Source organism: Rhizobium sp. UGM030330-04 (assembly GCF_003208455.1).
Classification (GTDB): Bacteria; Pseudomonadota; Alphaproteobacteria; order Rhizobiales; family Rhizobiaceae; genus Agrobacterium; species Agrobacterium rhizogenes_A.
Window position 1 is genome coordinate 154959 of record NZ_QKML01000015.1, and the last position, 15006, is coordinate 169964.

A 15006-nucleotide genomic window follows, 5' to 3' on the forward strand; every position below is an offset into this window, starting at 1 on the left:
GCATGTCCCGTTCAAGTGCCTATGGAAACAGCCAGCCGCGCTGGCTGTTTCCTTTTGTGGTCGGCGTTGTTTTTGCGCTCAGCGCCCTGCCGCTCGGGCGGCTCGCCTATACCGGTATCGTTTCGTCACTGAATGGTGACATATGGCGTCTTCTCGCCGATCCGGCCCTGTGGGATGCGGCGCTGAACACGCTCTCCACCTCGTTTTTCGGCATGTTGATTTCGCTCGGCATCGGCGGGGCTTTCGCGCTGTCGCTGACGCTCTGCGACATACGCGGCAAGTCGATCCTAAGCTTCCTGTTCATGCTGCCGATGATGATCCCGCCGCAGGTGACGGCGCTGTCATGGATCGGCATGACCGGCCCGTCGAGCACGCTTTTGAAGGCCATCGGCCTTGCGCCGGCGATGGGCTCGCCGCAGCCGCTTTATTCGATTGCGGGCATCGCGCTTCTGCTCGGTGTGCAGCACGCGCCGCTCGTCTATCTGTCGCTGCGAGCCGGTCTGCTTGCCTTGCCGCAGGACGGTATCGAGGCTGCAAAACTCTCCGGCGCTTCACCGCGCCGCGTGCTGTTCGATATCATCCTGCCGCTTTCGACGCCGGGATTGATCGCCGGGGCGGCGATCTCCTTCGTCTCCAGTGTCGGCAATTTCGGCATTCCGGCGATCCTCGGCATTCCTGCCTCGATCTTCACTTTGCCGACGCTGATCTACAGCCGTTTTGCCAGTTTCGGCACCAGCACATTCGGCGATATCGCCATTCTTTCCACCATGATCGCGATCATCTCGGTCGCCGGGCTTGCGCTTCAGGAACGGGCGATGAAGGGCAGGGACTATCGCATCATCGGCCTTTCCGGCAAGGCGGCGACCTTCCGGCTTGGGCTGTGGCGGGTGGCGGCGGAGCTTGCCCTGTGGCTCGTGCTGTTCTTCATGCTGGTGGCGCCGCTTGCGGCACTGGTGGCAAGCTCGCTCGCGCCTGCCTATGGCGTGCCGCTCAGCCTCAAGACCGCGACGCTGCATGCCTATGAGGAGTTGCTCTACCGTCAGAGCGTGACCCGCACGGCGTTCCGTAATTCGCTGTTTCTGGCGACGGCGACCTCGCTTTGCCTGCTGGCGGTGACGGTGCTGACGGCCTATTTCATGGTGCGAGGCAAGAGCCGTTTCATGTTCCTGCTGTCGGCCTTGGTGGATATTCCCTATGCATTGCCGGGCGTGGTTATCTCGGTGTCCTTCGTGCTGCTTTTTGCAGCCCCCATTCCGTTGTTGGGCATCACGCTTTACGGCACGATCTGGATCATCCTGCTCGCCTATTTCTCCTCCTTCTTCGCTGTCAGCCTCAAACCCATGGTCAGCGCCTTCCTGCAATTCGATCCGTCGCTGGAAGAGGCGGCAAGGCTCTCCGGCGCCGGTTTCTGGCGGCGGCTGAAAGATATCATCCTGCCGCTGGTCGGGCCTGCGGCGGGGGCGTCGGTCATTCTCGTTTTCCTCATCGCCTGCAATGAGCTGACGGTCTCGGCACTGCTGTGGTCAGCCGGCACGCAGACGCTCGGCGTACTCATCTACAATCTCGATGACAGCGGCAGCTTCGATCTTGCCTCCGCACTTTCGGTGCTCGTCGTCATCATGGTGATTATCCTTATGCTGCTGCTCGAAATTCTGGGGCGCTATCTGCCAAAAGGAGTTGTCCCGTGGCGAAACTGATCCTCAACCGCCTGTCGAAGAGTTTCGGTGCCGGTTCGAAGCCCGCCGTCGATGACGTGTCGCTGACGGTGCGCGACGGCGGTTTTCTGGCGCTGCTCGGCCCCTCCGGCTGTGGCAAGACGACGATTCTGCGGATGATCGCCGGTTTCGAACAGCCGACCGACGGTTCCATCCTGCTCGGCGAGCGGGTGCTGGCCGATGCCGGCAGCATGGTGCCGCCGGAGCGGCGTAACATGGCGATGGTGTTCCAGTCCTATGCGCTGTGGCCGCACATGTCGGTCGCCGACAATGCCGGTTATCCCTTGAAGGTGCGCGGCATTTCGGGGGAGAAATATCGCGAAAAGGTGCGTCAGGCGCTTGCCGCCGTCCGCCTCGAGAGCTTTGCCGATCGCCGCCCCGCCGAATTGTCCGGCGGCCAGCGGCAGCGTGTGGCGCTTGCCCGCTGCCTCGTTACCGAGCCCGACGTGGTGCTGCTCGACGAGCCGCTGGCCAATCTCGACCGGCACCTCAGGCAGGAGATGGAGGAGACGTTCCGTGAGTTCCACATCCGCTCCGGCGCGACGATGATCTACGTCACCCACGATCAGGCGGAAGCCATGGCGTTGGCGACGGATGTTGCCGTCATGTCGCATGGCAAGCTCCTGCAGGTGGCGCCGCCGGCGGAGCTTTATGCGCGGCCCGAAGGCAGGCTGGTCGGTTCGCTGGTGGGGCAGGGGGCGATCGTGACCTTGCCCGTGCCGGAAGGGACTTCGCGCGATCTCGACTGGACGGGGCTTCGGGCGGCGATGGAGAGCGGCAGGCAATTGTCGCAGGCGGATATTCTCGTGCGGCCGCAGGATGTGGTGCGGGATGCGGAGGGCATCGCCTGCACCGTCACCTCGGTTCTTTATGAGGGTGAGCGTTATACTCTCCGTCTCGACCTGCCGGATGGGCAGGCGCTCAGGGCCTATTCGCGCGAAGCGGTTGCTGTCGGTGATCGTCTGTCGGTTGCCATTCGGGCGGCGTGGCGGCTTTAAAGGTAAAAAGGTTTCCTCCCTTATCCCTGTGCCTGCCACAGGGATCCGGCCGACACGCCTCTGCGCGGCGAGAGGCGTCCTTTTCAGTCCAGGGATTTGGGCTGGCTGGATTTCTGTGACAGGCACGGGAAAGAGGGCGGGGTGAACATCGCGCCTCAGCCTACTGGCGATGCCGAACGGGAGCGGTTAAGCTTTCCCCGCAGCAATAGGATTGATTCATGTCGCTTCGGCTTGCCACCTTCAATATCGAAAATCTTCTCACCCGTTTCGATTTCACCGGCTTTCGCAACCAGACGCGGCGCGACAGGGCGATCCAGCTTTTCGATATCAGGGACGAGGCGACCTATCAGGCGCTGGAAAGTGCGCGGATGGTCTCTTCCACTGACGATACGCGCCAGCTTTCGGCGCTTGCCATCGCCGATGCGGATGCCGATATTCTCTGCCTGCAGGAAGTCGACAACATGGCCGCGCTGCAGGCCTTCGAATATGGCTATCTCTACCGCATGGTCGGCAATGGCTATCTGCAGAAATATCTGGTCGAGGGCAATGATGGCCGCGGCATCGATGTCGCCGTCGTCATGCGCGAGGAGACGCGGGATGGCGACAGGATCGAGGTCGTCGACATCAAGAGCCATGCGGCACTGACCTATCGCAATCTCGATCTCTTCAATCCGGAGCTGGCCGCGACCAACCAGATCGACGACAAGATTTTCAAACGGGATTGTCTGGAAATCGATTTGAGGATCGGCGGCAAGCCGCTGACGCTTTACGTCACGCATTTCAAGTCCATGACCAATGCCCGCGATGCGGTGGATGCCCGGATTGGCACCATGCCGATCCGCGAGGCGGAAGCCAGGGCTGTGCGCCGCATCATCGAGAACCGCTGGGGCGTGGGCAATACGCGCAACAAGAATTTCGCCATCTGCGGCGATATGAACGATTATCAGGAACGTGTCGTGATTGCGGGTGATCGGCGCAATGGCTACAGCTTCACACCCGTGGAGGAGGAGAGAAGTGCGCTCGATATCTTCACGGCCGATGATTTCGTCACCAATCCGATGCTGCGCCGTGAGGTCATGGACCGCTGGACACTTTACCATTCCCGCGGGCCGCAGGAGCAGCACCTGTGCCAGCTGGATTATATCTGGCTTTCGCCGCGTCTGACCGAGATCAATGCCACAAGGGCTCCGGAAATCATCCGCGCCGGTCAGCCATATCGCACCATCTTTCCGCCGGGGCAGGAGGTGGAGCGTTATCCGCGCACGGGCTGGGATCGCCCCAAGGCTTCGGATCATTGCCCCGTGGTGATGACGCTGGATCTGATCTAGGCATTTCCCCTTTTAGCGGAAGGCGCCAGCGTTCCGGCAGGATTGCCGGATTGTCTCCTTATCCGTTGGCGACCTTGGGAAAATAGGTGGCCCAGACGCGGTTGCGGCCGGCGCGCTTCGCTTCGTAAAGCCGGTCGTCGGCGATCGCGATCAATTCGTCCCAGCTGTTGATTGCCCGGGCTTCCTGCCACACCACGCCGAAGCTTGCCGTCAGCGACAATCCGCTCTGTTCGTCAATGGTCTGGGCTTCGATCAGGCGGCGAAGCCGGTCGGCGGTGGCGGTTGCCGTGGCGTGGCTGACATCCTGCAGCACGATGACAAATTCCTCACCGCCGTAACGGGCCAGAATATCGTTCTTGCGCAACGCACCGCGCAAAAGTCTCGCCGTCTTCTGAAGCGCCAGGTCGCCCATGGCATGGCCATAACGGTCGTTGATCGATTTGAAGTGGTCGATGTCGACAATCATCACCCCGAGCGACTGACACTGGTCCTCGCCCATCAATATGGCCCGGACAGCCCTTTCCAGCGCACGGCGATTGAATACACCCGTCAGGGCGTCAGTTTCGGAAAGTGTACGCAGCTGTTCGGCCAAAGCGCGTTGCTGGTCCTCCATTTCGCCCTTCTGACGAAGCTGCTCGCGCAGGAAATCCAGTTCCTCGAACATTTTCTTCACCTCCGGCGCGACCCTGTCTTGGTAACGGGTCTCGGAAAGATCGCCGGCGGCGATGGCGGCGATCTGTGCGCGGACCGATTGCATGGGCTGGAACAGCGTCGTCCTGTAGACGGACGTGAGCCGCAGCAGGACCATGACCGCGATGCCGGCGAGAAAAAGAGATGCGCCGCCATAGATCAACGCCTCGTTCTTCTTCGCTTCGAGCCTTGCCCGCGTTTCGGAGAGAATGAGATCGCGCAGCGTATCGGACGAACGCATGCCGGCAATATAATTCCTGGAAAACTCAAGCACGCTCGGCTGGGCGGAGGGGATGGCGATTACGATCGTGTTCTGTGCATAACGCAGCGCCTGACCGAAATAATAGGTCTCGAGATCGCGAAGTGCGTCGTCGAGCCGCGGCGTCGACAGATAGGCGGCGGTGTAGTTGGTGAGGGACGCCTTCAGCGACAGCAGGCTTTGCATCTCAGTGTCGAATTTGGCGCGATAACCCAGCTTTTCCTGCCTGTTCGCCCGCAGGCTCATGATCACATAGGAGCCGAGCCGGCCGATCCTGTCACGCATAACGCCAGCGGTACCGGTCATCGCGATGTCGATCGCCACGTCGGGCGTGACCTTGATGATGGCACGTGCCGCCTTGCCGCGCAGCATGTTGACGCTGTCCGCCGCCTTGAACATCGATGAAATCGCGTTCGACATGGCGCTGTGGCCGCGCGCGGAAGGGGGAAGCGCGGCAACCTGGTCCACGGCTTCGCGGGATTGGGCAAGCTTCTGGCGGGTTTCGGCAAGTGACTTTGCCAGTTCGGGCTGAGTACTGATCTCTTCGTTAAAGGAAGCTTCCAGTTCCGACAGCTTGTCGTCCGTCGCCTTGCGCGCGGCAGCAAGGCCTTCGACCAGCTTCGGTTCGGGGGTGGATGCCCCCATCAGATTGTTGGCAGGGCCGCGCTCGGCCGAAACCAGCCAGGCGGACTGGAGGGCGGTTTCAAAGCGTGTCAGCTGGGCGACATTGGTACGATATCGCAGATAATTGGTGACGCTTGGCAGCGCGGCAAGAGTGGCCAGCAGGATGGAACTCGCGGCAATGACGATCGTGCCTGTCAGCTGTATTTTCTGGATACTCGCGCGCATGTGATGCGTTGTTCTCACTGCAATGGTTATGTTCATTGCCATCTTACCTGCGCCGCGTAAATACTTCGCTTATTTTACGGGCCTTTCGCCACGGCCGCGCCCTTGCCGGCCTTTCCGCGGACGCGATGTGGAAAAGCGGTTTGCGGATGGCGTGCAATCCAGTTTTTACTTTACACAAAGTCAGAATCTGATAGTTGGCAAGGCACTGGCTTGCCCTTGTAGCTCAGTTGGTAGAGCACCTGATTTGTAATCAGGGGGTCGCGGGTTCGAACCCTGCCGGGGGCACCAGTATTTTCAATGACTTGATCTCCCCGACATGGTCTTTCTACCCACCGCCTGTCTAGGGTTTGATGTGGTAGAGCTTGTGCACGATCGACCAGTTGCCTTCGTGTTCCAGCAGGGACAGGTATTCGTAAAAATCCATGCTGTCGAAACGGGTCGTCAGTTTCACCGAGGCGCTGTCGCCTTCCTTGTCGATGCCGAGGATTTCAAACGTGGGGTCGTGATCGGGAAGGCCGCGTTCGGTTTTTCGCATCTGGTCGACGAAGTCCTCCAGGGACAGCCATTCGGTCTCGCCCTCGAACGTGCCAACGATGCTGGCGCGTGGATCGAAAACGTCGCGCATCAGGCCCTCATCCGCATAGGCCATGGCATGCACATAGTCCGTGACGGTCTGGGTAATGGTTTGCGGCATCGGATCGTCCCTCCCTTCAAATCCAAAAGCCAAGCTTACACCCGTTGGCGGATTTCCACCATAACCCCCTGAAAACGCGCCTCTTACGCCTTCACAATGCCGTCTTGCGGCAGCCTGCGGCAGCAATGGTGTGCAGGGCTGCGGCATGTTTTGCCGGCGCTTTCCACAATTTTGTCCCGCCTGTCATTATAGTCGCCTTGGGTCCGACAAATTTCGGCATCAATGGCTTTTCCGCCGGTCGCTCCGCGGGCTTTTGTGTGGGCTTTGCCGGTTTAACCGACGGTGCGGGGTGCCGCGCGGGGCGGATTTGGCCTATGATCCATCCGCAGGTCCTGTGGCGATGGTATCAGGCATGCGGGTAACAGTTTGCGTTTGAAGGTGTTTTTGTGATCGATCCCTATGTTTTGCTTGGCGTGGAGCGCGATGCCGACGAGGCGGCGGTCAAGTCGGCTTATCGCAAGGTTGCCAAGGCGGCCCATCCCGACAGTGGTGGCGACGCCGATCAATTCGCCCGTCTGCAAACCGCCTATGAGCTCCTGAAGGATCCGGTGCGGCGCAAGGTGTTCGACGATACCGGCTATGACCCCCAGCTTGCCGACGCCAAGGACCTGAAGGGCCTGCTGATGCTGGAAACACTGGTCAACGAGTTCATTCTGGATGAGCGTGAGCCCGGAAGTTTCGATCCCGTGGCCGCCATGCGCCGCAAGCTGACCGACGACATTCTCAAAAGCCGCTTCCATATTCTCGAACTCGAACGCCACCGAACCCGGGTTCGCAAACATATGGATCGTCTTGGCCGCAAGCCGGAGACGGATGTGCTGAGTTCCATGCTGCGCGCCCGCAGCCAGTCGATCGCCGAAGCCATTCGTAATGCGGAGGCGCAGATCGAGGCGATCGAGCAGGCCTATACCATGCTCGAGGGTTATTCCTACGAGCTGGAAACCATGGTGCTTTCCGAACCGCTGCTGAAAGGCGAGGCGGCGGAGTAGTCGTCTCTTCAGGGGCCGTTGACCAGAGCCAGAATGAGCTGATGCACCCGCCCGCCCGGCGACAGTTCGTCCCGGTCGAAATCGCGGCCGCGCTGGCGCTGCTCGTTGGAAAGCTCGCCCAGCCGCTGTTGCAGAACAACGCGCACCTTCTGGCATTTCGGATCGTTTTCCGCCCTCAAGCCGGTGCTGAAGGCTTCGATCTTCCGGACCATGTCGAGGATATGGTCGCCATGGACGCGCTCATGGGTTTCCACGCCGGAAATGAAGGTTTTCCAGCTGGCGGCAACGGCCGGCGGCAATTTTGCCGGCGCTTTCGGCCAGGTGTAGATGATGGTCAGATTGGGTCTTGCCGTGGCCAGCACACAGGCGCCGTCCGGCTGCGGGCGATAGTCCCGCCGCCATGTCAGCTTGAAGGTGGTGTGGGCGATCGCCTGAACGCCGGCGGTTGGACCGCGTTCGCCGATCGACTGATAGAGCGCGCCGCCCGTATCGCCGCTGATGGCATAGGTTTTTATCTGTTCGGCAGGTTTCCAGCCGGCCGATTGCGCTGACAGCGGAACGGCGCTCAGCATGATCATGGCGGCACTGACGGCGAGAGAGGAGAGACTGTTGGCGGGCACGCATCGATCCTTGGTGGGTTGCGCGCCGAAGATAGGCTGGAGGCGGGCGGTCAGGCAAGGGTCTGTGCGGCCGGAATAGACGGGTATGGTGCCGTAATCTCACCCATGAGAACCCCCGCGCCAAAGCGCGGGGGGACAAGCGTTCGACTGCAGGGGTAATCAGTCGTCCAGCTTGTCGTAATCGAGCTTGGGCGCGTTCTGCAGTGCATCCTTGGTCGTGTCGACATAGGCCTTCCAAGTGCCGTTGTCGTTGTGAACCGCGACGGAGGCCGGGTCGAGCACCACATAGCTCTTGTCGATGCCGAGGAAGCCGCCGACGCTGGCGACCAGGCCGATCACCGACTTGCCGTCGCCGATGACCACATCTTCGATCTCGCCGATGTTTTCGTTCTGGGCGTTATAGATGTCCATGCCGTCAAGCTGGGAGGCGGTGAGGTCGGTCTTCTGGACATTGACGAACTTCAGCGGGCCGCTGGCCTTGGTGCCCATGGTGATGCCGGGGCCGGACAAGGTCGCATCCGCGCCGGCAGCAGGGGCCGTGCCTGCCGTCTGGGCAAAGGCCACGGAAGAGGAGAGCGCTGCTGCGGCAGCGAGAGCGATGACATTGATTTTCATGATGTTTCTTCCCTTTGTATGCTGAACGTTGCGTTCGGGGAGGAAACGGTGGGGAGCAGATTTGGTTCCGCTTGGGAAGACAGGAAAATTTGGTCTATGCTGAGAGACGGGACGGGGACATGACGGACCGTGAGCGGCGGTTTGGCGAAATCGGGAGGCCAGCATGGCGAAGAGCACAGTGGAGAACGATGCGGGGGAAATCCAGGCGTCGGAGTTTATCGACCGGAAGATCGCGGAGTTCGGCGACTGGCGGGGCGCCATGCTCGCGCATATTCGTGCACTGACCAAAAGGGCCGATCCGGAGGTGGTCGAAGAGGTGAAATGGCGCGGTGTTCCGGTCTGGTCGCATGACGGCATCCTGTTTACTGGCGAGACCTACAAGAATGCCGTGAAGATGACATTTGCGAAGGGTGCTTCGCTCGCCGATCCGGCAGGCCTGTTCAATGCCAGCCTTGACGGCAATATGCGGCGGGCGATCGATTTCCACGAAGGGAATGTGGTGGACGAGGAGGCGCTGGTGGCGCTGATCAGGTCTGCGGTGGCGTTGAACGTTGCGGCGAAGAGCGGGAAAAAGCGGCCCGGCAAGTGACCGGGATCATCCGGTGATACGAAAACTGGCGAATATCTCAATCCTGTGCGACATCCGCCGCCTTGTCCCATTCGCCATCAATGAACTTCAGCGCATCGATGATCGAAACCTTCCACACTGACCAGACGTGATCGCCATCGGTTACCCGCAGCTCGGATTTGCGCTTGTCGGCCTGCAGTGTTTCATGCAGGGCGATGGCGCCGCGCCAGAGGAAGAAGCCGTCATCGTCGCCGACGGTCAGATAGGTCGCGGGCAGATCCTGGCTTTCGGCGACGTGCTGGGCGACGAGGGTGAAGACGTTCTTTTCGTTAAAGAGCCTTGCGTCGAAAGGTGTGCCGAAGGCGCCGGAGAAATGGTCGCCGGTTGAAGGCAGCACGATGCCGCTGGTGATGGTGGTGCGGTCGAGCTGATGGAAAAAGGCGCTGTCCTGAATGAGCTTGAGTTCGGCTGGCGTCTTGTCGAGGTCGGAGGCAGGTACATTCTGCCAGATCGCGCCTGACAGGCTGGCGACGGCGCCATAGAGGTCCTCGTGGCCATAGGCCAGATGCAGGGCGCCGAAACCGCCCATGGAAAGGCCGGCAATGGCGCGGCCTTCGCGATCCTTGCGCACCGGCAGCGTTTTTTCGATCTGATGGCGCAGATCGCCGGTCAGTGCCGTTTCGTAATCACCGGGGCCACCGACGGCGGCGGAGTCGACATACCAGCTGTTCTTGACACCGGGCATGACGACCACCAGCGGACGGATGGTGCCGGCCTCGATGAGCGTGTCGAGTGTCTTTTCGATATTACCGAGATCACGCCAGCTGTTCTGGTCGCCGTCATGGCCATGCAGGAGATAGAGCACTGGCCAGCCGTTTTCCGGCGGCGTGCCATCGGGGCGGTAGATATTGACGGGAAGCGGCGCGTTGAGGGCGGCGCTGTGGAAGGTGGCGTCCTCGATCTGCCCGGAGAAGGCCGGTCCGCAGGAAAGGAAAAGGCAGAAGGCTGCGAGATTTTTTCGATGCATGCTGTCTCTCCAAATGGCCATTCCACCAGGACACTCAACGTTGGTGGGAACCCTCGGGTTCCGCAACACAATGTTGCGGTAATGCCGTTCGTGCAAGGTTGCGGGCCGGCGTGGCGGATTCATTTTTAAGAGGGCTGTTTGCCCGATCCCGTCGCGCATCACACCGCAACCTTCAGGTTCGACAGATGCTCACATTGATATTATCGCGTTTCATACGATTGCTTGTTTTGCCTTTGTTTCTCTCCGGCTGCATGACGACGCCGGTTTCCAGTATTCCCAAGCTCATGCGGCTCGATTTCCTCACGATGAATTTCGAGCATGTGCGGGTGGGGTTGCAGCTTCCGACCTTCCTTTCATTACGCGCCGGTGATGCGGTGATGATCATCCGTAGTGGCATTGAGGGCGTGAAAGACAGGACTGTCGAAAAATTCGAACTGATCGAAGAAGATATGTCTGAGGCTGACCGCGCCCGGTTCAGCGTAAAAAACCGGGCCGGATGGGGCACAACCGTGTGGAGAATAAAGCCCGAGGATGTTGCACGGCTCACCGTATTGCAGGAGAAGGTGCGCCGTTCGCGCATTGAGGGACCGCGCATCCGTGGCAGCACGGAGATAGAGATATTGCGGGTTTGCGCCGCCGGCACCCTGCCGAGTGGGCCGATTTATTTCTCGACCTATATCAAGCCCGCGGAAAATGAGGACTACATCCCGATGTCCATCGATGCGGATCTGGTGAAGGTGTTTGGAGCAGCGCAGATTGCAACGCGGGTCAGCCGCTGCGAAGGTTAGAATGCATCCGGTTAAACGGGGTCGCTGGAGGTGCTTCGTCTTTTTGTCTGCGTGTTTCCAGGCGTAAGGCGACCGCGCAGCTCCATTGGAAATGCTCCGGCAGCGGTTGCCGGAGCATGCAGGCACTCTGGCTATGATCGGAAGCTGTTCTGCCACGCACAACGCTGAAGCGGGGGCAAATCTATCGCCACCCGCCTGATCGATCGTTGCGCATCAGCGGCCGGGACGGCCGGTCTTGCCCTTGGTCCGGCTTTTGCGCTTCTGCTCGCCGGCATCCTCATAGGAGCCAGCGCCGATCTTGCCGCGCACCAGAGGTCCTGGATCGTCGGTCACACGCTCCGGCTGACCTTCCAGCAGCGGCGAGAACCGTTTGCCGGGTTCGGTTTCCGGCTTGTCGGGCAGGGCACCGCGCACGGGTTTTTCGGTTCTGCCCACGGTCATTTCGTCCAGCGTGTTTTTGCGGAACAGCGGTTTTCCTGCGTCCGAGCCGGGACCCATCTCGTCCAGTGCGGGTTTGGCGAAGAGGGATTTTCCGCTTTCGTTCGTGGCGGAATCTCCCTCAGGGGAGGAGATCGGCAGGCGGCTGCGTCGGTTGTTTTTTCCGCCGCCTTCGACCGCGCGGGCCTCTTCCTTGGCCATGGGATCGTCCATGGTGGCGAGTTCGGCGGCCTTGAGGCGTTTGATTTCGTCGCGCAGGCGGGCGGCTTTTTCGAAGTCGAGATCGGCTGCGGCATCGCGCATGGATTTTTCCAGCGCGTTGAGGTGGGCCTGCAGATTGTTGCCGACCAGGTGGCCGCCATCGGCGAAGCCTTTGCCGGAAACGCCTGAAATATCAGCCCTTACGTGATCGCGCTCATAAACAGAATCAAGAATGTCGGAGATTTTCGCCTTCACCGATTCCGGCGTGATGCCGTGTTCGGCATTATAGGCCATCTGCTTTTCGCGGCGGCGGGAGGTTTCCTCCATCGCCCGCTTCATCGAGCCGGTGATGTTGTCGGCATAAAGGATGACCTTGCCGTCGACGTTACGGGCGGCGCGGCCGATGGTCTGGATCAGCGAGGTTTCCGAGCGTAGGAAACCTTCCTTGTCGGCATCGAGGATGGCGACAAAACCGCATTCGGGAATATCGAGGCCCTCGCGCAAAAGGTTGATGCCGACAAGCACGTCGAAAGCGCCGAGGCGCAGGTCGCGGATGATCTCGATGCGTTCCAGCGTGTCGATGTCAGAGTGCATGTAACGGACGCGGATGCCCTGTTCGTGCAGATATTCGGTCAGGTCCTCGGCCATGCGTTTGGTCAGCACGGTGCAGAGCGTGCGGTAACCCCTGGCGGCTGTCTCGCGGATTTCGCCGAGAACGTCGTCCACCTGGCTGCGGGCGGAGCGCACTTCCACCGGCGGATCGATGAGGCCGGTCGGGCGGATGACCTGTTCGGCGAAGACGCCGCCGGACTGCTCCATTTCCCATGAGCCGGGGGTGGCCGAAACCGCGACGGTGAGCGGGCGCATCGCGTCCCATTCCTCGAAGCGCAGCGGCCGGTTGTCCATGCAGGAGGGCAGGCGGAAGCCATATTCGGCCAGCGTCGCCTTGCGCCTGAAGTCGCCGCGATACATGCCGCCGATCTGGCTGACGGAGACGTGGCTTTCGTCGATGAACAGCAGTGCGTTATCGGGGATATATTCGAACAAAGTCGGCGGCGGTTCGCCGGGGTTGCGGCCGGTGAGATAACGCGAATAGTTCTCGATGCCGGCGCAGGAGCCGGTCGCTTCCAGCATCTCGATGTCGTAACGGGTGCGCTGTTCCAGCCGCTGGGCTTCCAGCAGGCGTCCGGCCTTTTCCAGCTCGGCGAGGCGGCCCTTCAGTTCTTCCTTGATCGACTTGATCGCGCCGTTCAGCGTCGGGCGCGGGGTGACATAGTGCGAATTGGCGTAAATCTTGACGGATTGCAGGTCACCGGTCTTCTGGCCGGTCAGCGGGTCGAATTCGGTGATGGAATCGATCTCGTCGCCGAACATCGAGATACGCCAGGCAGCATCCTCAAGGTGGGCGGGGAAGATTTCGATGGTATCACCGCGCACGCGGAACGAACCGCGCTGGAAATCCATGTCGCGGCGTTTGTATTGCTGGGCCACGAGGTCGGCCAGAAGCTGGCGCTGGTCCAGCCGGTCGCCCACCTGCATCTGGAAGGTCATGGCCGTATAGGTTTCCACCGAACCGATACCGTAGATACAGGAAACCGAAGCGACGATGATGCAGTCGTCGCGTTCCAGCAGCGAGCGGGTGGCGGAGTGACGCATCCGGTCGATCTGTTCGTTGATCGAGGATTCCTTCTCGATGAAGGTGTCGGAGCGCGGCACATAGGCTTCCGGCTGGTAATAATCGTAGTAGGAGACGAAATATTCCACCGCATTTTCGGGGAAGAAGTTCTTGAACTCGGAATAGAGCTGTGCCGCCAGCGTCTTGTTGGGGGCGAGAATGACGGCGGGCCGTTGCGTCGCCTCGATGACCTTGGCCATGGTGAAGGTCTTGCCGGAACCGGTGACGCCGAGCAGAACCTGGCTGCGTTCGCCGGAATTGATGCCCTCGACGAGATCGGCAATGGCGGTCGGCTGGTCGCCGGCGGGCTGGTAGTCCGAGGCCATGCGGATGGCGACGCCGCCTTCCGATTTCGGCGGCCGGGCCGGGCGGTGCGGCGTCCAGAGCTTGCCGTCCTTGAACAGGGGATTACCGCTTTCGATCAGCGCGGAAAGCGCCTCGACCGTGGCAGTCACGGAACTGGGTGCAAGGTTGGCGGCATCCTCCAGCGAGACATCAAGACCCGCCACGGGATTAAGACCGGCGGCGGCGCGGGTTTTCGGATCGCTCGACGCGCCGATGGAAACACCGCGCGCGGTCTTGGATGCGGTGGTTTTCCTGGCCGTCTTCGAGGCTGCCTTTTCGGCCTCCTTGCGGGCCTCGATCTCGATCTTCTTGCGGTGCTTGCCCGCTTTCGAGGCGATTTCGCGCTGGGTTTCCACCGAGCCCGCCTCGGCTTCCGCCTCCAGCTGTTTCACCCAGTCGGCGACGCTGCCGCTCAGCGGCGCGCCTTCGAATGACGATTGCGGAGCTTCCTCGAAGCCCGGGGGCGAGGAGGTGGGGTTTTTCGGTGATCTGGCCATGGGCGAAATATGGAGGGAGTCACGCGCAAAGGGAAGGGGAGGTGATGAAAAAATGAGTACAAAAAGGAAACAAGCCACGCGGAACAAAATTCGGCCGGCTGCGTTGCGTAGCGGCTGGATGCAGCTTTATCAAACCATGTCGAAAATCGATTCCGGTTTTCGGTGTGATGCGCTAGAGCAAATCCCTGTCGGCAGAATGATGGTTGCGTTTTCAAACTGCCTCTCATGACATCCTCCCCTATTTTCAGGAATCATCATGCCGTTTTCGATCAGTCCCGCTCACATCTGGCCTGTCCTGATGCTTATCGCTTCCAATGTTTTCATGACTTTCGCCTGGTATGGCCATCTCAAGCACAAGGGCAGCGCGCTCTTTCTGGCGATTGTCGCCAGCTGGGGCATCGCGTTTTTCGAATATATGCTCGCCGTCCCCGCGAACCGCATCGGGTCGGAGGTCTATTCCACCGCGCAGCTCAAGACCATTCAGGAGGTCATCACGCTCGCGGTTTTCGCACTGTTCTCGATCTTCTGGCTGAAGGAGAGCATCACCATCAATCACGTGATCGGTTTCGCGCTGATCGCTTTTGGTGCTTCCTTCATTTTCCGGTCCTGATCCCGCATGGTGAGGCTCCGGCCCTGGACCATATGCCAGCAGTCGCAACACCTATGAGGTTGATACATCGATGAAGATACGGCCTGCGAGAGACGATGAT

The 15006-nt window shown here is 60.5% G+C and carries 13 protein-coding genes and 1 tRNA gene; 8 read left to right on the forward strand and 6 right to left on the reverse strand.

What is annotated here, in order from left to right; all coding sequences use genetic code 11:
* The first annotated feature begins 2 nt into the window (after positions 1-2).
* The 3 genes from N434_RS21515 to N434_RS21525 all read left to right on the forward strand — a co-directional run bounded on the left by N434_RS21515 (position 3) and on the right by N434_RS21525 (position 4041).
* Positions 3-1697, forward strand: a complete 1695-nt coding sequence (locus tag N434_RS21515; RefSeq protein WP_110760224.1) for an ABC transporter permease — start codon at positions 3-5, stop codon at positions 1695-1697.
* Positions 1685-2713: an ABC transporter ATP-binding protein gene (locus N434_RS21520; protein WP_110760225.1), complete on the forward strand. Its 1029-nt coding sequence runs from the start codon at positions 1685-1687 to the stop codon at positions 2711-2713. Before N434_RS21515 ends, N434_RS21520 begins: the two co-directional genes overlap by 13 nt.
* Before the next feature lie 218 nt (positions 2714-2931).
* A complete protein-coding gene (locus N434_RS21525) occupies positions 2932-4041 on the forward strand; it encodes an endonuclease/exonuclease/phosphatase family protein (RefSeq protein ID WP_110760226.1) in 1110 nt (369 codons plus the stop codon).
* A gap of 58 nt (positions 4042-4099) precedes the next feature.
* Here the strand turns inward: N434_RS21525 and N434_RS21530 are convergent, their stop codons facing one another.
* Positions 4100-5839: a GGDEF domain-containing protein gene (locus N434_RS21530; protein ID WP_110760227.1), complete on the reverse strand. Its 1740-nt coding sequence runs from the start codon at positions 5837-5839 to the stop codon at positions 4100-4102.
* 212 nt (positions 5840-6051) lie between these two features.
* On the opposite strand from N434_RS21530, the gene N434_RS21535 reads away from it, so the two are divergent.
* A tRNA-Thr gene (locus tag N434_RS21535) sits at positions 6052-6127 on the forward strand.
* A 52-nt stretch (positions 6128-6179) separates the two neighbouring features.
* On the opposite strand, the gene N434_RS21540 is transcribed toward N434_RS21535, so the two are convergent.
* Positions 6180-6533 (reverse strand): nuclear transport factor 2 family protein, encoded by a 354-nt coding sequence (locus N434_RS21540; RefSeq protein ID WP_110760228.1) that lies wholly within the window; start codon positions 6531-6533, stop codon positions 6180-6182.
* A 386-nt stretch (positions 6534-6919) separates the two neighbouring features.
* Here N434_RS21540 and N434_RS21545 point away from each other — a divergent pair, with 386 nt between their 5' ends.
* Positions 6920-7522 (forward strand): J domain-containing protein, encoded by a 603-nt coding sequence (locus tag N434_RS21545; protein ID WP_046798137.1) that lies wholly within the window; start codon positions 6920-6922, stop codon positions 7520-7522.
* 8 nt (positions 7523-7530) lie between these two features.
* Here the strand turns inward: N434_RS21545 and N434_RS21550 are convergent, their stop codons facing one another.
* Both N434_RS21550 and N434_RS21555 read right to left on the reverse strand, forming a co-directional pair.
* Positions 7531-8142 (reverse strand): DUF922 domain-containing Zn-dependent protease, encoded by a 612-nt coding sequence (locus tag N434_RS21550; RefSeq protein ID WP_065113690.1) that lies wholly within the window; start codon positions 8140-8142, stop codon positions 7531-7533.
* Positions 8143-8301: 159 nt separating this feature from the next.
* Positions 8302-8757, reverse strand: coding sequence for a PRC-barrel domain-containing protein (locus tag N434_RS21555; protein ID WP_065113689.1), 456 nt, complete (start codon positions 8755-8757; stop codon positions 8302-8304).
* 163 nt (positions 8758-8920) lie between these two features.
* On the opposite strand from N434_RS21555, the gene N434_RS21560 reads away from it, so the two are divergent.
* Complete coding sequence (locus N434_RS21560; protein ID WP_065113688.1) at positions 8921-9346, forward strand: DUF1801 domain-containing protein; 426 nt, start codon at positions 8921-8923, stop codon at positions 9344-9346.
* Positions 9347-9383: 37 nt separating this feature from the next.
* Here the strand turns inward: N434_RS21560 and N434_RS21565 are convergent, their stop codons facing one another.
* A complete protein-coding gene (locus tag N434_RS21565; protein WP_065113687.1) occupies positions 9384-10352 on the reverse strand; it encodes an alpha/beta hydrolase in 969 nt (322 codons plus the stop codon).
* A gap of 110 nt (positions 10353-10462) precedes the next feature.
* On the opposite strand from N434_RS21565, the gene N434_RS21570 reads away from it, so the two are divergent.
* The gene (locus tag N434_RS21570; protein WP_286172371.1) at positions 10463-11140 is read left to right on the forward strand and encodes a hypothetical protein; all 678 of its coding nucleotides are present in this window, start codon (positions 10463-10465) and stop codon (positions 11138-11140) included.
* 213 nt (positions 11141-11353) lie between these two features.
* On the opposite strand, the gene uvrB is transcribed toward N434_RS21570, so the two are convergent.
* Positions 11354-14296 carry an excinuclease ABC subunit UvrB gene (uvrB, locus tag N434_RS21575; protein ID WP_110760229.1) on the reverse strand — a complete coding sequence of 981 codons (2943 nt, stop codon included), beginning with the start codon at positions 14294-14296 and terminating at the stop codon, positions 11354-11356.
* A gap of 256 nt (positions 14297-14552) precedes the next feature.
* On the opposite strand from uvrB, the gene N434_RS21580 reads away from it, so the two are divergent.
* Positions 14553-14906 (forward strand): DMT family protein, encoded by a 354-nt coding sequence (locus tag N434_RS21580; RefSeq protein ID WP_035223996.1) that lies wholly within the window; start codon positions 14553-14555, stop codon positions 14904-14906.
* Positions 14907-15006: the final 100 nt, after the last annotated feature.

Bases quoted from the DNA above. Each gene is read 5' to 3' on its own strand.
- N434_RS21515 (WP_110760224.1), top strand. From the start codon at position 3: ATGTCCCGTTCAAGTGCCTATGGAAACAGCCAGCCGCGCTGGCTGTTT.
- N434_RS21525 (WP_110760226.1), top strand. From the start codon at position 2,932: ATGTCGCTTCGGCTTGCCACCTTCAATATCGAAAATCTTCTCACCCGT.
- N434_RS21530 (WP_110760227.1), bottom strand. From the start codon at position 5,839: ATGCGCGCGAGTATCCAGAAAATACAGCTGACAGGCACGATCGTCATT.
- N434_RS21540 (WP_110760228.1), bottom strand. From the start codon at position 6,533: ATGCCGCAAACCATTACCCAGACCGTCACGGACTATGTGCATGCCATG.
- N434_RS21555 (WP_065113689.1), bottom strand. From the start codon at position 8,757: ATGAAAATCAATGTCATCGCTCTCGCTGCCGCAGCAGCGCTCTCCTCT.
- N434_RS21560 (WP_065113688.1), top strand. From the start codon at position 8,921: ATGGCGAAGAGCACAGTGGAGAACGATGCGGGGGAAATCCAGGCGTCG.
- N434_RS21565 (WP_065113687.1), bottom strand. From the start codon at position 10,352: ATGCATCGAAAAAATCTCGCAGCCTTCTGCCTTTTCCTTTCCTGCGGA.
- uvrB (WP_110760229.1), bottom strand. From the start codon at position 14,296: ATGGCCAGATCACCGAAAAACCCCACCTCCTCGCCCCCGGGCTTCGAG.
- N434_RS21580 (WP_035223996.1), top strand. From the start codon at position 14,553: ATGCCGTTTTCGATCAGTCCCGCTCACATCTGGCCTGTCCTGATGCTT.